Source organism: Flavobacterium bizetiae, assembly GCF_024271895.1.
In the GTDB taxonomy this organism is placed as follows: Bacteria; Bacteroidota; Bacteroidia; order Flavobacteriales; family Flavobacteriaceae; genus Flavobacterium; species Flavobacterium bizetiae.
Window position 1 is genome coordinate 4,121,285 of the sequence record NZ_CP091861.1, and the last position, 20,730, is coordinate 4,142,014.

Here is a 20,730-nt window from a genome sequence, read left to right on the forward strand (position 1 = left end):
AACTAAGATTGTTTACGATATATTTGTAATCCGTATCTTTAGCGTCTAAATGCTGAGAAATACAACAAAAAATAAAACAAAAGAGATGAAATTTATAGTATCGAGTTCGTACTTATTAAAACAATTACAAGTTTTAGGTAGTGTAATCAACAGTAACAATACGTTGCCTATTTTAGATAACTTTTTATTTGAACTAGACAATAATGAGTTGACAGTTTCGGCTTCGGATCTTGAAACTACTATGTCTGCTACATTATCAATCGATTCTACAAGTAAAGGAAGCGTAGCTGTACCAGCAAAACTTTTGCTTGAAATTTTAAAAACGTTTCCTGAACAGCCTTTAACGTTTACGGTTGAAGAAAACAATACGGTTGAGATTAGTTCAAATTCTGGTAAATATGCTTTAGCGTATGCAGCAGGAGAAGAATTTCCTAAATCAGTAAATCTTGAAGATCCTTCTGTAACTTTAGTTCCTGCAGATGTTTTGGCAACTGCTGTAAGTAAAACTATTTTTGCTGCCGGAAATGACGATTTACGTCCGGTTATGTCCGGAGTTTTCTTTCAGTTCTCTCCTGAAGGTTTGACTTTTGTTGCTACAGATGCTCACAAATTAGTAAAATATGCCCGTACAGATGTAAAAGCATCTCAGGTTGCGGATTTTATTATGCCAAAGAAACCTTTGAATATCTTAAAAAGTATTTTAGGAAGTTCTGATGCTGAAGTAAAAATTGAATACAACGATTCGAATGCGACTTTCTCATTTGACAATTATATCTTAATGTGTCGTTTGATCGACGGAAAATACCCTAATTACGAAGCGGTAATTCCTAAAGAGAATCCGAATAAGTTAATGATCGACCGTTCTTTATTTTTAAGTTCAGTAAAACGTGTGGCGATTTTCTCTAACAAAACTACACACCAAATTCGTTTAAAAATTGCAGGAGCTGAATTAAACGTTTCTGCAGAAGATATCGATTACTCAAACAAAGCTGAAGAAAGATTGACTTGTGATTACCAAGGAGATGATCTTCAAATTGGTTTTAACTCTCGTTTCTTAACAGAGATGTTGACCAACTTACAATCGGATATGATTATGTTAGAAATGTCATTACCTAACAGAGCCGGGATTTTAACACCAGTAGATGGTTTAGAAGAAGGTGAAACTGTTACAATGTTGGTAATGCCTGTAATGTTAAATAGTTAACATCAAAACTTCTTTTTGTTACAGGGATTTTTTTTAGTTTCGAATTAAAGACATATCATTGTAAAAAAAAATATCGCTATTAACCAACCATTTTTTATACCTAGAAACCGCAATTCTTTTTTTAAGATTTGCGGTTTTTTATTTGGGGTATTTTTTTGTTTCAGGTTTTAGGTTGAAAGTTTTATGTTGAAATGTGATTACAGATTGGACTGATTTTTTTTTACCGCAAAGTGCGCAAGGTTTTTTTGACTTAGTTTGCGTTTACAAACGCAAAGTTCGCAAAGCTTTGTGTAAAAGCTTTGCGAACTTTGCGAAAAACCTTAGCGAGCTTTGCGGTAAAAAAAACACAATACGGGCAAACTTGAAACCTGAAACAAATACAAACCCGAAACAAACTTTTCCTTAACTTTGTAATATGAAAATAGAAATTTGGTCGGACATCATGTGTCCGTTTTGTTATATCGGAAAAAGACAACTGGAAACTGCTTTAGCTGAATTTCCAAGTGATGAATTTGAAATTGAGTGGAAAAGTTTTCAACTTGATCCTACTATTACGCCTCAGTCAGGCAAGGATGTTTTGACGTTTTTAGCCGAACGAAAAGGTATTTCGGTTGAGCAATCAATAGAAATGCATAAAGGTGTCACAGAACGCGCAAAAAGCGTTGGTTTAGACTATCACTTTGATAAAGCTGTTATTTCAAATTCTTTAACCTCGCATCGTATTATACAATTGGCTAAAAACAAAAAATTAGGCGATGCAATGGAGGAAATCTTCTTTAAAGCTTATTTTACTGAAGGAAGAGATTTAAATGATCCTGAAACTTTAACTGAATTAGCGGTTAAAGCTGGTTTAGATTCTAATGAAGTGAAAGAAGTTATCGAGAATGAAAATCTTTATTTAGATGACGTTCATTCTGATATTCATGAGGCGAATCAGATTGGTGTGCAAGGAGTTCCTTTTTTTGTTTTTGACAGGAAATATGCGGTTTCTGGTGCGCAGCCAGTAGAGGCTTTTGTGAATACCATTAAGGAAGGGTTGAAATAATAACATAATTTTGTCATCCTGACGAAGGAAGGATCACACTCGTAATTCGACAAAGTTTGCGGAGTTTCTAGTGTGATCCTTCCTTCGTCAGGATGACAAATTGAACGGAAAATTGGAACGCTCTTCGACTTCGCTCAGAGTGACAAGCTAATAAATCGTATTCATAATTGTAAAATAGTTTCTTCTAAATGAAAACGAATGCCATAGCCCTGATAGAAGTGGAAATCCTTTTGTGCCGGGGTTCGGCACAAAAGATTGGAACGGATAGCAGGAAATAGCTCCTAAATCAAAAATTAAATTCCAAATTTGAAAATTCCAAATTCCAAATTTCAGAAAATCTAAAATCTAAAATCTAAAATCTGAACTCTAAAATCTACAATCCTAAATAACTCCCATTTTTTGCATTAAGAAAGTGGCACTTTTATTTTTACAGATTCCGTTGCGGAGTTTGTAATCGAAATGGAGTTCGTTGTTTTGAATCTCTACTTCAAAACATTGATTGGTTAAAATATCCGGATATTCGTTTGTGGTTAAACATACTTCGATATCGTGTGTGGCAATGGCGCCAATGGCTTTTTTGGCAATGATTTTTTTCACTACTTCGATTGTTCCGTTACGTTTGTCGTCAGAGTTTGTTCCTCTTAAAATCTCATCTAATAAAACAAACGCGGGCTGATTGTCCAGAGCATCCATAATTTGTTTTAAACGCTTAATTTCGGCAAAGAAATACGATTCGCTATCGGCTAATGAATCAGACAAACGCATTGAAACTAAAACTGGAAGTGGATGAATGTTTGCTTTTGAGGCACAAACAACTGACCCTATTCCGCCAAGTACCATATTGATTCCTAAACTTCTTAAAAAAGTACTTTTTCCTGACATATTCGAACCTGTTAAAATCATAAACGATTCAGGATAAAAATGAGTGTCATTCCCTACTCTTGTCGCAGGATTTAGCAAAGGATGGCTTAGATCTGAAAATCCGATTTTGTATTCTGAATTGATCTCAGGGAAAACAAAATCAGGATTATTATAGGCAAGATTTGCTAAACTATTCAAGGCTTCAAATTCCCCAATAATCGCGATCCATTTTTCAAGTTCGGTAGAATAATTGTCTTTCCATTTTAAAAGAGCTTTTAAAACGTGCAGATTGAATAAAAAAGCCCCGTTGAACACAATGGCGGTTACCAGGTTGTTGATTGTATCCATTCTGGAGAACAATTCTGATAAATCTTTTAAGTGTTTGGTTGCGGTAGCATTTTTAAAAATAAGCTGTTTTTGCAGGTCGATTAATTTCTTTGACTGAAAGGTTTCAGTTTCGATTTTCTCAACCAGCAAGCTGTATTGTTTGATGATTTTATCGACGTTATCTGCTTTTGCAATTTCAGACTGAATTCGCTTAAAAGAACGTCCCATCACTATTAGATTTGCAATAAAAATATAAGAGAGATACGATAACAGGATTGTTTTTGATGTAATAAAATAAGCTGTTAAAAATCCTAAAAACAGGGTTGGAAGAATAATTGAAAGTGCAACTAAAACTTTAGGTAGGGAATTATTTTTAAATGAATTCCAATACAATAACGAATCATAAGATTCTTTCGAGTCGTTGCTGATCATGGCAAGAGCCAGGAAATCCTGACGCCAGTCGATTTTAGTTTTTAATTCGTTTATTGCTTCCTGATTTTCGAGAATAGTTTCGTTTGGAGAAAGGTTTAGTAACTGATTGGCTAATGTTTTTTTTCCGATAAAAGTTGCGGTTCTGTTGATATTTTGAAACAAGGAATGTTCTCCGAAAATATCCAGATCGTAAGCGTAGGGATGATGAAAATCATTAAATTCTATTCCGTTTTCAAAAGGAATTTTATCTCTTTTTAGATAAGTAATTTCGTTTTGATTAAGTTTTAAAATGGCTTTCGTAAGTTCTTTTTGAAAAGACAATTTTGAATGGATTCTCATTAAAAAAAGAAAACCAACAAAAGACAGAAAAGCAAATGCTACGTAAAGAATTTCGTTTGTTTTTATGTAATTAAACAGTAAGAATAAACAAAGAAAAATACTTAAAAGTCGCAGAATACTTATGCTATTGTATCTTTTGTTGATTTTATTAAAAATTGCTGTATAGTGCTCAACTTTATTTTGATATGCTTCCATTTTTTAAATTTAATGAAATACAAATATAGGTTTTACACTTACAAATATACTATCGAAGTAAAATTTTAGGTTTCATGCATTACTAAAACCGGCACAGAAACTTCTTTGGCTATTTTTTTAGTAAAACTAGAATCGAAAAGTCCTTCAAAAAATGATCGTTTGTGTGTTATGGTTGTAAGTACATCTATATCCTTATACAATATAAAATCAAGAATAGTTTCTTTTACTTCATCGCTTGGCAATACCAAAAACTCAATGTTTTCGTGTGCAAATTCTTTTTCCCATTCTTTAATGGTTACATCAGACACGTCTGAACTTGACGTTTTAACATAAAGACTTTTTACTTTTGCGTTTGTTTTTTTTGCGATATCCAAAACTTTTCTCAATTCGGCTTTGTCTTTATCGCGATAACGGGTTGTGAAACCAATGGTTTTTATTTTCTTGAATTTTGTATCGGCAGGAATACATAAAACGGGAACTTTAATTTCTGAAATCACTGCGCTGGTGTTTGATCCCAGGAAAAATTTGGTCCAGTCTGTAACTCCTGAAGAACCCATAATTACAAAATCGACATTATCTTCTTCGACTGCATTTCTTAGATTGTAAATCAAATCGCCATCCATCAAACGGTGTTTTATTACAATATCGCCTAAATTGCGTTCCTCTGCGATGGCTCTCAATTTTGGAATTTCATCTTTAAACACCTCAAATTTAGCCAATTCTATAGAGCTGTAGATTGCCGCATAGTTTTCCGGAAAAAACTGGCTATCGTATACAGGGATTTCAAACGTATGTAACAAAATAAGTTCGGCATTGACGAGTTTTGCAAATTCTAAAGCATGCACAAATGCATTTGTTGCACAGTCGGAAAAATCGGTGGGGAATAATATTTTTTTCATTTTGTTTGTGATTTAGAAGTTGTTCTCTCAAATTTAGTCATTCTAAAATCAAAATAGTCTGACAATTATCAGTATTTTAACATTTAATTTTATCTTATCAGATGTTTTTCAAATGACGAAAAGATGCTGCTTTCGGATAAGCTTGGAGGCAAAACTTTATAGCTTTTTTTATACCTTTGCGCCATGATAAATCAAGATTCTATAGTTGCATTAGCTACTCCATCCGGAGCCGGTGCTATTGCTATAATTCGAATTTCGGGTTCTGAAGCGATTGCGATTGGAAATTCGGTTTTTAAATCCATCAAAAACAAAGACTTAACCAAGCAAAAAACACATACTTTGCATTTGGGTCATATTGTCGATGATTCGAAAACACTTGACGAGGTATTGGTTTCTGTTTTTAAAGGACCAAATTCTTATACGGGAGAAAATACCATCGAAATTTCTTGCCATGGCTCTACTTATATTCAGCAGCAAATTATTCAGTTATTGTTGCGAAAAGGCTGTCGTATGGCTGATGCTGGTGAATTTACGTTAAGAGCTTTCCTGAACGGAAAACTTGATTTATCGCAGGCAGAAGCTGTTGCGGATTTGATTTCATCAGATAATGAAGCTTCGCATCAAATTGCTATGCAGCAAATGCGTGGTGGTTTTAGTAATGAAATTGCCAAATTGCGCGAGGAACTTTTAAACTTTGCTTCTTTGATCGAACTAGAATTGGATTTTGCAGAAGAAGATGTAGAATTTGCCGACAGAACTCAATTTCATGAATTATTAAACAGAATCGAATTTGTCTTAAAACGTCTGATTGATTCATTTGCGGTTGGAAACGTCATTAAAAACGGAATTCCGGTGGCAATTGTTGGTGAGCCTAATGTGGGTAAATCGACTTTACTGAATGCTTTATTGAATGAGGAACGTGCCATTGTTTCTGACATTGCCGGAACAACTCGTGATACTATCGAGGATGAATTGGTTATTGGAGGAATTGGTTTTAGATTTATCGATACGGCCGGAATTCGCGAAACCAAAGATGTTGTAGAAAGCATTGGAATTAAAAAAACTTTCGAAAAAATTGAACAGGCGCAGGTTGTAATTTATTTGTTTGATGGTTTAAAATTTCAGGTTTCAAGCTCTGAGTTTGTTTCTGAAATTGAACAAATCAAAAATAAATATCCGCTAAAACCTTTGGTAATTATAGTAAATAAAAAAGATATATTGTCTGCTGATGAAGTGGCAAACATCACGAATAAGCTTGAAAATCTGAATGCAAAATTGCTTTTAATTTCGGCTAAAGAAAAAATTGGAGTTGAGGATTTAAAGAATGAATTGCTTTCTTTTGTCAATACCGGTGCGCTCCGCAATAACGAAACAATTGTTACGAATACAAGACATTACGATTCTTTACTAAAAGCTTTGGATGAAATACAAAAAGTAAAATTTGGACTTGAAACAAATCTTTCAAGCGACCTGATTGCACTTGATATTCGTGAGGCTTTGTATCAATTTGGATTGATTACAGGTCAGGTTTCTAATGATGAATTGTTAGGGAATATTTTTGCTAATTTCTGTATCGGGAAATAGTAGAATAGAACAATAAAAAAACGAGTGGAAATATTGTTTATTAATATTTCCACTTTTTTTTTTATTTGAACATCCTTATTTTAAATCTCCAAACTCCAGATACAACTGCTTTAACAATACCATTGAATACTTTGTTTTGTTAAGCGATATTTCTATTTCGTTTCCACTGACTCCAAGAACTGAATTTTCGGTTGAATCAGTATCAATAAATACATTGTTCTTTCCTTTAAGTATACTGTCAAATGGTGCTTTCACTTCTATAATCTGATCAAAATCTGGTTTATTCGTCAGTAAATGAGCCATAAACTGCTCTTTTTCATTTCCAAATAAGATGAAAGTGCTCACAGTAGAACGTTTTTCATCACTTTTAAATTTGTTGTAAAACAAAACATCTTTGATTACAACTTTAATTTTTGAAGCTATTTTTTTTCCGCCTCTTTCAAAATGACCACGATACAAATCAACAGTAAAAGAATTTCCTTTTGCAATCATTTGTGGTAAAACAAAAGTTTCAGGCTCAATTGTATAAGTTACATATTCAGGATTGTTCTTCTGGTCTTCGATAAATAGGCTCTTTGCTGTATCAGTTAATTCAAGTTCTAAAATTATCTGATAATTGTGCGGACTATGAAACATCGGGAGATGATAAGCGTAAATTTTATTTTTTCCAAAAATCAACATTCCATGAGTGGAAGCTTTGTCAGTAGTCTGGATAACATGCTTTTCCTGTGAATTTGATACCATTGGAAATAAGAGAAACAACAAAAGAAGCTGAAGAAATTTCATCGATTTTGATTTTTTTTTGCGAAGGTAATAAATCCCATTAAATAGTATTAATCGAAATATACTCAGAAAAAAAGACTTAAAAATATCCTGTTTTCTGAGTATATAATTTCTATTCTAAAAGATAACTATACTATTTTATGCGTTTGAATTTTGTAAACTCAATGGGTAAAAATGCGGCAAAACTTCTTGCCCAATCAATTTTAAAGCTTCATCAACCGGAATTTCTGATTTTCTTAAATGAAGCGCCATGTGGTTTACTCCTGCAAATTCATACAATCGCATCAATTGTGTTAATCCATTAATGCCTACAGAGCCTCCAAAACGATGCGGTGTAAAAGGAGCATCGGCATCTTTTAAAAGGTTTAAATGAAAAGCCGATATATACGGTTTTGATGCCTGATTGTTATCATAAAGTGCATTTTTCCATTCTCTTACCAAAACTTCAGTATCTTTTACATCCCTCGGATAATTGAACCAGCCCTGCATGTTTTGAGCAATCCAGTCCATGCTTTGTTTTGCCCTTCCGGCTAAAATCCAAGGAATTTCATTTTTAGGTTTTGGATAAATCTGAATTTCATTAGATAAACCTTCATAATATTGATTCAGCTCGCTTTGCTCTTTCCATGCTTCTTTAATTATTTCATGATTTAATACAAATCGCTGCGCTCTGGTTTCAAAATCAAATCCAAACAAAGGAAATTCTACAGGACGATCGCCTAAACCAACACCAAAAAGATAACGGCTTTCGGATAAATTTTCGATAGTAGCAATCGCTTTTGCCAATTGCAGCGGATCATGTAAAGGCAGTACAACCGCGGCAGTTCCAATGGCAATAGAATCTGTAATGGCAGCCACATATCCCAGATACGACAAGGTGTCAAAAATTTGAGCGCCGTCGCCAAAACCCGGATCATATACCGGAACTTCCCTCATCCATAAAGCGGCAAAACCAAGTTTATCAGCCAATTTAATAAGTTCTGTGTGTTTACTTATATCAGGAATTCCAAAAGGACGTCCTTGTTTTTTTCTTTTTTTCTCTCCTTCAAGAGACCAGTCGTTGTCTAATGGAAATTCGAGTCCAAGAGTCATTCGGCCGGGTATATGTATTTTACAAATTGTTTTCATTTTAAAATTAAATTAACGGTTAACAAATTGCTGGTTATTTAATTATTTGCTGTTCTTTTTACCTGATAATTTTGAGCTCAATAAAGTTGCACCAATAGCAAGCACTACAAACAAAGCACCAACCCAGGGAGTAGATTCAAGTCCTAAAGTAGATTCTACTACTAATCCGCCTACATAAGCACCAATGGCAATTCCCACATTAAAAGCGGCAATGTTAAAAGCAGATGCTACATCTTCGGTTCCCGGCAGATAACGTTCTGCTAATTGAACCACGTACAATTGTAATCCCGGAACATTTGAAAAGGATAAAGCCCCCATGATAAACAAAGTAATAATTCCAAAAAGAGAATCACTTGCCGTGAATGTAAAAACTAATAAGGCAATCGCTTGTAAAACAAACATCCATAATAATGCTTTCAGCGGATTTTTATTTGCCGCTTTTCCTCCAATAAGATTCCCGAAAGCAATCGCTATTCCGTACAACACAAGAACTACATTCACCATTGATTCAGAAAGTCCCATGATTTTTTGAAGTATTGGAGACAAATAAGTAAAGGCTACAAAAGTTCCTCCGTAACCCAGAGTAGTCATTAAAAATGCCAAAAGTAATCGGCCGTTTGCTATAACTTTAAACTGGTCTTTTATGGCGATTGTTTTTTCATTTTCGATTTTATTTGGCAGTAAAATCCAGCCTGAAATCAAGCCGATTAATCCCAAAACAGCAACTCCAATAAAAGTAGCACGCCATCCAAATTCCTGGCCAATAAAGGTTCCAAAAGGTACTCCGGTAACAATAGCAACAGTTAAACCTGTAAACATAATAGAAATTGCCGATGCTCTTTTATCTGGCGGTACTAATGAAGCCGCAATGGTAGAACCTATAGAAAAGAAAACGCCATGAGCCAATCCTGTAATAATTCTTGCCATAACCAATGTTGTAAAACCAGGCGCTACTGAGGCAAGACCGTTTCCTATAATAAATACAATCATTAACCAGATCAGTAATTTTTTTCTTGGAATACTTCCTGTTAAAGCTGTTAATATGGGCGCTCCAATGGCAACACCAATGGCATATAAACTCACCAGCAATCCTGCCGATGGAATACTAATATTTAAATCTGTGGCAACTGTTGGCAATAAACCCACGATAACAAACTCTGTAGTACCAATTCCAAATGCGCTTATTGTTAATGCCCATAGCGCTGCAGGCAGTCTTTTTCTTGTTTTGACAGTTTGTTCTATAACTGCTGTTTCATTTGTTTTCATATCGTTGTTTCAAATAAAATTATAAATGATTTAGAAGGGAAAAGTTTAAAAAAGTGAAGAGAAATAAGAGAATGTCCCGAAGGACATCCTCCTACCCAACAACCAATTTAATCAATCTTAATGTGCCCTATGCGGGAAAAAAAATTACCCGAGAATGTTATTATTTAATCCCGCTGGGTTATGAGTTTCAATTCCAGCTATAGATGAGGAATGTTTCCCGGAATTACTTCCAGAGCTATTGACATTCTTTCTAATTTATTTTGTGCATTATTTGCAGCGCTTAAAAAAGCGGTAACTGCCTGCATAAAATAGTGGATCGTTTTCATCATTGCATTGTTTAAAATTAACAGTACAAAGTTCTAACGATAACACCAGATATGCGAGGATGAACATCACACATTTGAAGTGATGTAGATCACACTTTTTATCCCTTAAAGCGGCTGAGAGTTTCGCGGGTAACACCTAAATAAGAAGCTAAAAGCTTTTTAGGAACACGCTGAATTAATAAAGGAAGTTTTTTGATGAGATTATTATAACGTTCTTCGGCTGTTTGAGTCAGTAAAGACATAATGCGCTGCTGCAGGGCAATATAACCATAATGCGATTTAATTCTGAAGAAATTAGTCATTTTTGGAATTTCACTGCACAACTTTTCCCTGTTTTCTAAACGAAGACAAAAAAATTCTGAATCCTCAAGACAATCAATAAACAAAGTAGCCGGAACCTGATTCTGAAAAGCATGAAAATCGCTTGTCCAGTATTGTTCCATTGCAAACTGCAGGATATGTTCTTTGCCTTCATTATCAATAGCGTATGTTTTCAATAAGCCGCTTATAATCCAGTATTCAGAAGGAACAAGTTCATCTTTTTGTACTAAAAACTGATGCTTTCTTAATTTCTTATAAGTAAAACAAGCAGCAACAGTTTCCCATTCTTCATCAGTTAATGGACTTATTTCCTCTATATGTTTTCTTAATTGTAAATAATGGTTTTCCATAAACTGCAAATTCTTTTAGAACTACCTGATTTAATCCTTACGAAAGTAACAAAAAACTTTTACCGATGATGAAACAAAACTCACACACTTGGTGTGAGTTTTGAAAAACCGGTTACTGCCCTCCTCCCAAAGCTCTGTAAAACTCTATATAAGCCAAAGCTTCCTGCCTTTTTAAACTGGATAAATTCAGTTCATTTTCTATTAGATTTTGTTCTACCAGAATTACTTCTAAATAATTAGCCTGTCCGTTTGTAAACAAAAGACCGGCATTGTTTATCGCTGTTTGAAGTAAGTCATTTTTTGATGTCGTAATTGTAATTTTCTCTTTTAGTTTTTCGACTTTAATCATCGCATCCGAAACTTCTTTTGTGGCTTGCAAAACTGTTTTTCTAAATTCCTCAGTCTTTTGCTCGTAGGCAATTTTACTCACATTAAAAGCCGTTTTTAATTTTCGCTTATTAAAAATAGGTTCGGTAAGTCCGCCTGCTAAAGTTCCAAATAAAGAACCCGGAATATTTAACCAATTTGAGGATTGAAAAGAATTGAGACCACCCGAAGCTGTTATATTCAAGGCCGGATATAAACCCGTCTGAGCGACACCTATTCGCGCAGAAGCCGCTCGCAGTTCAAATTCTTTCTGTCGCACGTCCGGACGATTCGACATCAATGAGGCCGGAACTCCGGAAGTTAATTGCTGCGGAGCGATAAAATTGGCTTTGCTTTCTGATAATGCAATCTTATCTGGCTGATTTCCCATTAAAACGTTCAAAGCATTTTCCTGAATGAACTTTTCCTGTTCCAAATCGGGAATAATAGCTTGTGTCGATTTGTACTGCACTTCGGCTTGCTGTAACGCCAGTGCAGTTGCTTCGCCGTTTTCAAACTGAACCCGGATTAGTTTAACCGTATTATCGCTTAAAGCTAAATTTTTATGCGCTATTGCCAATTGTTCGTCCAGCATTAATAAAGTGTAATAAGACGAAGCTGCCGATGCAATCAATCTGGTCTGCAAAACTTTTCTGGCTTCAAGACTTTGCAGCCATTCGTTCAGCATTGCTTTTTTCTGGTTTTTTACTTTTCCCCAAATATCAATTTCCCAGCTTAAACCCGCATTCAGCGTATAGTCTTCTATTCTTTTTGTTCCGATGGTATTGCTTAAATTAAAGCCATTAACACCATTTAAACTATTATCAGAATAATAATTTCGGGAAGTTCCAATTCCTGTGGAAACTGATGGAAGCCAAGCCGTTTTTGACTCTTTCAGATATTCATCATTAATCTGAATCGTATTCAACGCCATTTTCATATCATAATTGCGCTGCAAAACATTGTCTATAATATTTTGCAAAGCAGGATCTGTAAAAAAACTTTTCCATGGCAGTAAAGTACTGTCCTTACTTTGCTGCAAAGCGTTATTTCTTCTAAATTCCTGAGGTATTGTAACGGTTGGGCGCACATAATCTTTCCCAATCTGACAGCTGGAAAACACGGCCAGAATAAGTATATAATATAGTATTTTCGTCATTTTAATGATTGGATTGAATTAAATGTTGATCTGTTACAGGTGTGATTTTTAAACCAAAAAAACGTTCGTGTAAAGATTGGAATACGATAAATAAAACCGGTATGATAAAAATTCCCAATACCACGCCAAAGAACATTCCTCCTATCGTTCCCGATGCAATAGAACGGTTTCCCTGCTCTGTAGCACCACCGGCAAAAAGCAACGGCAGTAATCCCGCAATAAAAGCAAAAGAAGTCATTAAGATTGGTCGCAATCGCAATGCCGAAGCCTGCAGCGCAGCCTCTACCAAAGATTTTCCTTTATGTCTCATTTGAACCGCAAACTCCACGATAAGAATGGCATTCTTGGCCAAAAGACCAATAAGCATAATCATACCAATTTGTACATAAATATTATTGGTAACGCCTATTAAATTGATAAAAACAAAGACACCAAATATTCCCGTTGGCAGAGACAAAATTACAGCCAGCGGTAAAAGATAACTTTCGTATTGAGCTGATAATAAGAAATACACAAACAAGATACAGATTCCGAATATAAATATGGTTTGGTTTCCTGCCTGCTGTTCTTCTCTTGCCATTCCGGTATATTCATGGGAATAACCTAACGGAAGCGTCTCAGCAACCTCATTTATTGCTTTCATGGCATCTCCGGTTGAATACCCTTTTTTAGCCTGAACATTCAAATTAATAGAAGTTGACTGGTTTAAATGGGTAACGACTTCGGGACCAAAAACACGTTTTAACTGCACTACCGATTTAAGCGGCACCATTTTACCCTGATCATTTTTAGAATATACTTCATTCAATGCATTTTCATCTACTCTAAAAGGCGCTTCGGCTTGTACTACGACACGATAGTATTTCCCAAATCGGTTAAAATCAGAAGAATAAATACTTCCAAAATAAGCCTGCATGGTTTCTAAAATTGTACTAACATCAAGTCCCAGTTGTTTCGCTTTAACCGCATCAACATCTAGCATGTATTGGGGGAATTTTGCATTAAACGATGTAAAAGCTGCTGCAATTTCTTTTCTCTCTTTCAGCGATTTTATAAACTCGTCATTTACCTGAGCCAGTTTATCGATTGAACCTCCGGCATTGTCTTTTAAAACAACATCTAAAGCATCAACATTTCCAAATCCCGGAACGGTTGGCATCGAATACGTAAACGAAGACCCTTCGGGCAAACCATCAAATACGGTTTTAATAGAATCCATAATTTTATTGATGTCCTTAACTTTTCCTCGTTCTTCGGGCTGTTTTAAAATGGTGTACGAAGCGGCGTAAGATGGCGAAACTGTATTAGCCAACAGATTACTTCCGTTAACTATCGCATTAAAATATACGCCTTCAAACTTACTCAGCTTTTTGCTTGCCTCAGTAGTTACTGTTTTCGTACGTTCCAAAGAAGTTCCCGGAGGCATGCTTAAAGCGGTCATTACAAAACTTTGGTCTTCTGTAGGAATAAAGGCCTGCGGTGTGTTGCGTGCCAATACTACCGTTAAAATGGTAACCAAAACTAATCCGCCCAAAGCCAGCCATTTTCTTTTAATTAGAAAAAGAACAGCATTTGTATATCTTTTTGTAGCCGCATGAAAACCAGTATTAAAGAGTTCATAGAATCTTTGTAAGCCTTTCTTATGTTTATCTTCATACAATTCAGCATGTTTGTTTTTAAGTAAAACAGCACATAAAGCAGGACTTAAGGTTAAGGCATTTACTGCAGAAATTACAATAGCAATAGCAAGTGTAAAAGCAAACTGTCTGTAAAACACACCAACCGGACCTTCGATTAAACCAATAGGTAAAAATACCGCCGACATTACTAAAGTAATTGATAAAATGGCTCCGGTAATTTCGCCCATAGCGCTGATTGTTGCTTTTTTGGCATCGGTAGAATGGTGTTCTAATTTATGATGAACGGCCTCGACGACGACAATCGCATCATCGACCACCACTCCAATCGCCAGAACGAGCGCAAAAAGTGTCAGTAAATTGATGGTGATGCCAAAAACTCCCATAAAAAAGAAGGTTCCAATAATCGCCACTGGTACTGATATGGCCGGAATAAGCGTAGAACGAAAGTCCTGAAGGAAAATAAAAACGACAATAAATACCAATATAAAAGCTTCAACCAATGTGTGTTCTACCTGATTGATAGAAGCGTCTAAAAAGCGTTTTGTACTATAAGTGGTTCTGTAACTAATTCCTTTTGGAAAACTCTTTTTGGCTTCTTCCATAAATTTCAGAATCTCAATCTGAATATCATTGGCATTCGAACCCGGCGTCTGGAAAATCGCAACTCCAATTCCCGGATGTCCATCCAGCGTTTGTGCCGATGCATACACATGATCCAGCGATCCTAATTCTATTTTGGCAACATCTTTTAAACGCAGTACAGAACCATCCGGATTTGCCCTTATTACAATATCTTCATAATCCGGTTCTTTATTTAGTTTTCCTTTGTATTTAATCGTGTATTCAAAAGCCGTTGCGCTTCCTTCTCCAAATTTACCCGGAGCAGCTTCAATGTTTTGATGATCAATGGCTTTCATGACTTCCTGTGCCGTCATTTGATAGCTTGCCAATTTTCCCGGATTCAGCCAGACACGCATGGCGTAATCCTTACTTCCAAATACCTGTGCTTTTCCAACTCCCTGAATACGCTGGATTCCCGGAACAATATTAATAAGATCGTAATTGTTCAGGAAAGCCGAATCGTAATTAGGATTGGTGCTTTCGAGATCAATAATCATGATCATACTGTTGTTTTGTTTGGAAGTATTAATACCCGTTTTTACGACTTCCTGAGGCAGTTGATTTGTAGCCTGCGAAACTCTGTTCTGTACGTTAATTGCCGCCTGATCCGGATTGGTTCCCAGTTTAAAATAAACAGTAATCGTTAATGTACCATCGTTTGAGGAAGACGATGTCATGTAGATCATATTTTCTACTCCGTTAATTACCTGTTCTAACGGCGTTGCTACAGAACGGGCAACGGCTTCGGCACTGGCTCCGGGGTAACGTGCGGTAACCACTACAGAGGGCGGTGCAATTTCCGGAAAGGTTTCCATAGGCAATTTTTCCAAAGCCAAAAAGCCTAAAATTACCAATATAAGTGAGATGACAGTAGCCGTGACGGGTCTGTCGATTATTTTCTTTAACATAATTTAAAAGGCTAGATTATTATTTTGAAACTTTTACCTGTATGCCTTCATGCAAGCGTTCAAGTCCTTTTGATACCAATATATCTCCAGGTTTTAATCCTTCGGAAATGATATAATTTAAAGCTGTTTTTTGTCCTATTTTTAAGGATACGCTTTTCAGCTTGTTGTTTTTTTCGACCACATAAGCCATGACTTTATTTTGCAATTCATAAGTAGCCGACTGCGGAATCTGAATTACATTTTTGTTGTATTGCGACATGATAATTTTGCCTGTATTTCCGGAACGTAAAAGCCCTCCGGCATTAGGAAATGAAGCTCTAAACGTAATAGATCCGGTAGATTTATCAAATTGTCCCTGAACAATATCTACTTTGCCCTGTTCGTCGTAAACTGAATTATCAGGAAGCATTAAACGAACAGAAGGAATTCTTTTGATTTTTTCTTCTATGGTTTTTCCGGGATATTGTTGTTTAAACTGTAAAAAAGCTTCTTCACTCATCGAAAAATAAGCATACATGGTATTGATGTCTGAAACCACAGATAAGGGTTCTGGTTCGTTATGCCCCACAAGACTCCCAACTCTATAAGGCAGTTTGCCTACATAACCATTTACAGGAGCTTTTATGAGCGTAAATCCTTTGCTTATAGCCGCACTTTTCTTTGCAGCTTCTGCTTGTCGAACAGCAGAATTTGCTGCGCTGAGTTCGGCTTGGGCATTTTTAAGCTGTACATCTGAAACTACTTTTCCGTCAACCAGTTTTTGTATTCTTGCGGCTTCAATTCTGGCTTTTTCTCTGTTAGCCAATGCGGTTTGCAAAGATGCTGTTGACTGGTTTAGTTTTTCGCTGTAAGGCGTATCGTTAATAAGAAATAACGATTGCCCTTTTCGTACATAAGCTCCTTCGTCTACAAATATTTTTTCCAGATATCCTTCAGCCTGAGGTCTTATTTCTATATTGCTGATTCCTTCAAGCATACCCGAAAATTCTAATTCTGTTGTAACCGATGTAGTATCAACTGTAACGGTTGACACTAAAGGCGTTACTGTTTTTTCTTTTTCTGCTTTGGATGAACATCCTTGTAAAACCAATAAGCAATAACCGACCATCGACGTTCGGAATATAGTACTAAGCAATGCTTTTAAATGTTGCTGCATGACAATAAATAATTTTTAATGGATTAATAATGAATTGGATGGAAATTTCAATGTTGTTGTTTTTAATTGAAGTTTCTCAAATTGCATGCAAAGGTGTATCGGAATTAATTATAAAGGAAATAGCATAATTTATAGATATCCATAAATCAATTTATACTTAATATTATAAGGAAAATAAAAAACAAGTAACTTTGCATCATGGTAGACATGGAATGGTACAGAACGTTTAAAACAATTTATCAGGTGGGTACGCTGACTGGCGCTGCACAGGAACTGCTTATTTCGCAGCCCAATGTAAGTCAGCATTTATCTGCTCTTGAAGCTCATGTAGGCAAGCAGTTATTCGAACGTAAACCACGCCGAATGGTGCCAACAGATTATGGCAAATTATTTTATACTCAGGTAATTGATGCCATTGAGAAATTAGAATATATTGAAGCCGAATTTCGATATACACGTTCTTCGAATATTCCGCTGACTTGTATTGGCACCTCTAAAGAGTTTTTCTACAGCATTCTGGCTTCAAACATAAGTCAGGCTCCTGCAAATCTTGTTTTTGAATTTTGTCCTACCAAAGAATTAATGCAAAAATTAAACTCAGGAAAACTGTATTTTGTCATTACTTCAAGCCGCAATGATGAAAAAGACATCGTTTATGAACCCATTCGTACTGCCAATTTACTTCTTGTTGGCAATAAAGAATTTGATACAACCGAATTTGATCTTTTTATAACGAATTCTGAATTTGATAAAGCCGAGAAATGGCTTTGCGATAAAGATTGGTATGCTTACAGCAGTGATCTGGCCATTATTAGACGGTTTTGGTTAGAAAATTTTAAAAAACGCCCCACTATAAAACCCCGATTTGTTATTCCTGATTATAATTCGATTCTAAAAGGAATTCGTTTTGGTTCGGGTATCACCATTGCATCCGATTATTTAGTGCAGGATGATATTGATCAACATCATATTAAAGAAATCTGGAAAGGCCATCATCCTACTCAAAACACAATTTACCTTGCCTACAATAAAAATAATGTTACTACAGATCAAATTGAAATGGTAAAAAAATTACTTCGATAAAAGAAACCATTATTAAATAAAATAAAGAATCCCGGTTAGGCGAAAGACGATAAAAACCGGCACAATCTCAAATAATTTTTACATATCTTTGATTCAACTATTGGATTAATGTGTTTTTGAAAATAAAACTTCATTATATACTCAACTGTTCATTTCTGCATCGTAAAATAAATGACTATACAAGATTTAATTGGTAATTACTCCATTTCCGGAAGCAACCAGGACGAAAGTAATCAGGTAACATACAAAGGTATTTTAAGTTTATCGCTTGACGAAAACAATCGGATTATTGCTCAATGGCTTATTAATAATACTCAGCAACAAAAAGGTCACGGTTTCTTTAAAGACAATATTCTGGTCATAAACTTTAGCTATAAAGGAGACGAGAATAAAACCTACAAAGGAGTTGCTGTTTATAAATGCATTACTGCAGATGTACTGGAAGGCTTTTGGTCGGAAAAACACGGAGATCCGCTCTATCTAGGAACGGAACATTGTTTACGTTTGAAAACTAAAAACTTAAATTAAACTACCTTTATACCATCTCTTAAAAACAAAGAAATCCTGAAACTCTCTGCTAAGCTTTTACTCTACCTCAAAAAGCTAGTTATAAATTTTAGTACTTTTCAAGGAAACTAAAACGGTATTAAAGAAAGATATCTATTTACGCCTTTGTGTAAAATTAAAAATCTTTTTTTTCAATATATTAGCCAAAATTATTATTCTTTGTAAAATCTAGTTTAGCACATATGAAACTAAAAACTATGACAATAAAATATTTAGCGGCATTTTTGATTTTTACCTTAGTTGGATGCAAAAGTAAACAACAAAGTAATACACAAAATATTGAAAATGCGATTACAAAAAATGCTCATCAGTTATTAGAAGACAAACGATTTCATTCTGTTTCCATATCAGTTTTTAAAGATGGAAAATCCACAATAAAACATTTTGGAGAATTATCTATCGGAAAAGGAAACACTCCAAACGATTCTACATTTTATGAATTGGCTTCTGTAACTAAAACTTTCACAGGTTATGTAGCGGCTAAAGCAGTACTTGATAAAAAAATAAATCTGGATGATGATATTAGAATTTATCTTAACGAACCTTATCCTAATTTAGAATTCAAAGGCGAACCTATAAGAATCAAACATCTTCTCACGCATACAAGCGGGTTTCCTAATTTCCCTATAAAAAGTGAAAATAAAACGGCTTTTTTTGAAGGATTGAAACTGATCAAAATTGAAACAGTACCTGGAGAAACATATACCTACTCCAATACAGCTCCGGAATTAACAGCTTATATACTTGAAAAAGTGTATCAAAAACCTTATGAAGAATTGGTAACTGAATTTATTTTGAAACCAACTAAAATGACCGAAACTAAATTTACATTAAATGATAATGAAAAACTGAGATTGGTAAAAGGTTACAATGATAAAAATGAGTTAATGCCCAACTTCAACAGGACTTTATGGGGGGGAATTTCGGGATTGCATTCTACTCCTGCAGATTTAGTAAAATATATGAAATTGCAACTTGACGAATCTAATCGTATTGTAAAAGAATCTCATAAAAAATTATATAAAGAAGGTGATGATTTTTGGGAAGGCTACCATTGGTACATCTTAGAAAATGGTAATGAATTAATTTACAGACATCACGGAGGTATCTACGGAATTCAGAATTGGTTTGTAATTTATCCTAAACAAAATATGGGAATCTCTATATTGACAAACACTAGTTTTAATGAAACCGGAGAGATTTTAGAAAAGGTAGTGGATCAATTGTATGCCGATATAAATCAATAACTAAAAAATAAATAGCAACCAGAACTAAATTTTCAGTCAAAAATCAATATCGGTTTTATTTTAAGATCTCGGTTTTGGCAAGTTTCTGTCGTACATTATGATAGTTCCGGCAACAGCCACATTCAGACTTTTCACTGATTTAAATTTTACTAAATTATGGCATTTATCCATTACTTTTCTGGATAAGCCATGATCTTCTGCACCTAATAAATATACGCAGCGTCTTGGATGTTCGAACGTCTCTAAGTCTGAGGCTTTTTCATCTAATTCAACACCAACTAATCTTGCTCCTTTAGGCAAATTCTCGAAAAAAGCTTCGAAAGTATCATAATGAAAATATGGAATTGCTTTTACAGCATCGTGCGTATCAGAGGCTTGTTTCGCATATCGATTGCCTATGGTAAATATAAAAGTAGCGCCTAAATTTTGAGCTGATCTCCACAATACACCCAAATTTTCAGGTGTTTTACCATTTTGGATCCCTATCCCGAAATATTCATTTATAAAATTATCATTCATAAGCGCAAAAGTACAAACTGAAAGCAAATAAATCAATTTTTATTACAGCGAAAGGATGAATCTTCTATTGACCTGCTTTTAGTTGTTTCGCGAAAGTCTCTCCTGTTTTGACTCTTTTAAACATTTTTTGTGGTTAACAATTACTGCTTTTTGAAATGAATAAAAATGAAATTGCAAACAAAACTTTTTTGCTGATTATTATACATTTTATCTCCTGTAATTTAAAATAAAATGTTAATTCGGGATGTTTTTCAATCATTTTTATGGTAAAAAGTGAACAAATAAAGAGGATTTTTCTTTCCAAAAACACTCATATTGATGTATAGTATTACAAAAATATTATGTTAAATTATTCTTAAAAATTTAAATACATAAATTTTATAGTTAAAATTTAAAACACTAAT

Annotated in this window: 17 protein-coding genes; 6 read left to right on the plus strand and 11 right to left on the minus strand. The window is 34.8% G+C overall.

All coding sequences use genetic code 11. The annotated features are described in order from the left end of the window. Positions 1-85: 85 nt before the first annotated feature. On the plus strand, positions 86-1,204 hold the full coding sequence (gene dnaN, locus L0669_RS17565; protein ID WP_065448533.1) for a DNA polymerase III subunit beta: 1,119 nt from the start codon (positions 86-88) through the stop codon (positions 1,202-1,204). A gap of 415 nt (positions 1,205-1,619) precedes the next feature. Continuing rightward, positions 1,620-2,249 carry a DsbA family oxidoreductase gene (locus L0669_RS17570; protein ID WP_263759081.1) on the plus strand — a complete coding sequence of 210 codons (630 nt, stop codon included), beginning with the start codon at positions 1,620-1,622 and terminating at the stop codon, positions 2,247-2,249. 381 nt (positions 2,250-2,630) lie between these two features. Here L0669_RS17570 and L0669_RS17575 read toward each other — a convergent pair whose 3' ends face one another. Both L0669_RS17575 and L0669_RS17580 read right to left on the minus strand, forming a co-directional pair. Continuing rightward, on the minus strand, positions 2,631-4,403 hold the full coding sequence (locus L0669_RS17575) for a MutS-related protein (protein ID WP_263759083.1): 1,773 nt from the start codon (positions 4,401-4,403) through the stop codon (positions 2,631-2,633). Between the two features lie 65 nt (positions 4,404-4,468). Beyond that, positions 4,469-5,302, minus strand: a complete 834-nt coding sequence (locus L0669_RS17580; RefSeq protein ID WP_263759085.1) for a universal stress protein — start codon at positions 5,300-5,302, stop codon at positions 4,469-4,471. A gap of 183 nt (positions 5,303-5,485) precedes the next feature. Between L0669_RS17580 and mnmE the strand changes: the two genes are divergently transcribed. Further along, entirely contained in the window at positions 5,486-6,886 is a 1,401-nt protein-coding gene (gene mnmE, locus L0669_RS17585) for a tRNA uridine-5-carboxymethylaminomethyl(34) synthesis GTPase MnmE (RefSeq protein WP_263759086.1), read from the plus strand. Positions 6,887-6,961: 75 nt separating this feature from the next. Here the strand turns inward: mnmE and L0669_RS17590 are convergent, their stop codons facing one another. The 8 genes from L0669_RS17590 to L0669_RS17620 all read right to left on the minus strand — a co-directional run bounded on the left by L0669_RS17590 (position 6,962) and on the right by L0669_RS17620 (position 16,910). Beyond that, complete coding sequence (locus tag L0669_RS17590) at positions 6,962-7,672, minus strand: hypothetical protein (protein ID WP_263759087.1); 711 nt, start codon at positions 7,670-7,672, stop codon at positions 6,962-6,964. 135 nt (positions 7,673-7,807) lie between these two features. Next, positions 7,808-8,797: a TIGR03571 family LLM class oxidoreductase gene (locus L0669_RS17595; RefSeq protein WP_263759088.1), complete on the minus strand. Its 990-nt coding sequence runs from the start codon at positions 8,795-8,797 to the stop codon at positions 7,808-7,810. Between the two features lie 42 nt (positions 8,798-8,839). Beyond that, on the minus strand, positions 8,840-10,063 hold the full coding sequence (locus L0669_RS17600; protein WP_263759089.1) for an MFS transporter: 1,224 nt from the start codon (positions 10,061-10,063) through the stop codon (positions 8,840-8,842). A gap of 197 nt (positions 10,064-10,260) precedes the next feature. Beyond that, complete coding sequence (locus L0669_RS23685; protein WP_302773258.1) at positions 10,261-10,389, minus strand: hypothetical protein; 129 nt, start codon at positions 10,387-10,389, stop codon at positions 10,261-10,263. 98 nt (positions 10,390-10,487) lie between these two features. Continuing rightward, positions 10,488-11,060, minus strand: a complete 573-nt coding sequence (locus L0669_RS17605) for a Crp/Fnr family transcriptional regulator (protein ID WP_263759090.1) — start codon at positions 11,058-11,060, stop codon at positions 10,488-10,490. A gap of 112 nt (positions 11,061-11,172) precedes the next feature. Further along, positions 11,173-12,585, minus strand: coding sequence for a TolC family protein (locus L0669_RS17610; protein ID WP_263759091.1), 1,413 nt, complete (start codon positions 12,583-12,585; stop codon positions 11,173-11,175). Position 12,586: 1 nt separating this feature from the next. Next, positions 12,587-15,754 carry an efflux RND transporter permease subunit gene (locus tag L0669_RS17615; RefSeq protein WP_263759092.1) on the minus strand — a complete coding sequence of 1,056 codons (3,168 nt, stop codon included), beginning with the start codon at positions 15,752-15,754 and terminating at the stop codon, positions 12,587-12,589. 19 nt (positions 15,755-15,773) lie between these two features. After that, positions 15,774-16,910: an efflux RND transporter periplasmic adaptor subunit gene (locus tag L0669_RS17620; protein WP_263759093.1), complete on the minus strand. Its 1,137-nt coding sequence runs from the start codon at positions 16,908-16,910 to the stop codon at positions 15,774-15,776. Between the two features lie 198 nt (positions 16,911-17,108). Here L0669_RS17620 and L0669_RS17625 point away from each other — a divergent pair, with 198 nt between their 5' ends. From L0669_RS17625 to L0669_RS17635, 3 genes are all read left to right on the plus strand, one after another. Further along, on the plus strand, positions 17,109-17,993 hold the full coding sequence (locus L0669_RS17625) for a LysR family transcriptional regulator (protein ID WP_263759094.1): 885 nt from the start codon (positions 17,109-17,111) through the stop codon (positions 17,991-17,993). 171 nt (positions 17,994-18,164) lie between these two features. Beyond that, entirely contained in the window at positions 18,165-18,521 is a 357-nt protein-coding gene (locus L0669_RS17630; RefSeq protein WP_173971803.1) for a hypothetical protein, read from the plus strand. A 236-nt stretch (positions 18,522-18,757) separates the two neighbouring features. Next, complete coding sequence (locus tag L0669_RS17635) at positions 18,758-19,807, plus strand: serine hydrolase domain-containing protein (protein WP_263759095.1); 1,050 nt, start codon at positions 18,758-18,760, stop codon at positions 19,805-19,807. Positions 19,808-19,867: 60 nt separating this feature from the next. Here L0669_RS17635 and L0669_RS17640 read toward each other — a convergent pair whose 3' ends face one another. After that, positions 19,868-20,326 carry an RNA methyltransferase gene (locus L0669_RS17640; protein WP_173971802.1) on the minus strand — a complete coding sequence of 153 codons (459 nt, stop codon included), beginning with the start codon at positions 20,324-20,326 and terminating at the stop codon, positions 19,868-19,870. Positions 20,327-20,730 lie beyond the last annotated feature (404 nt).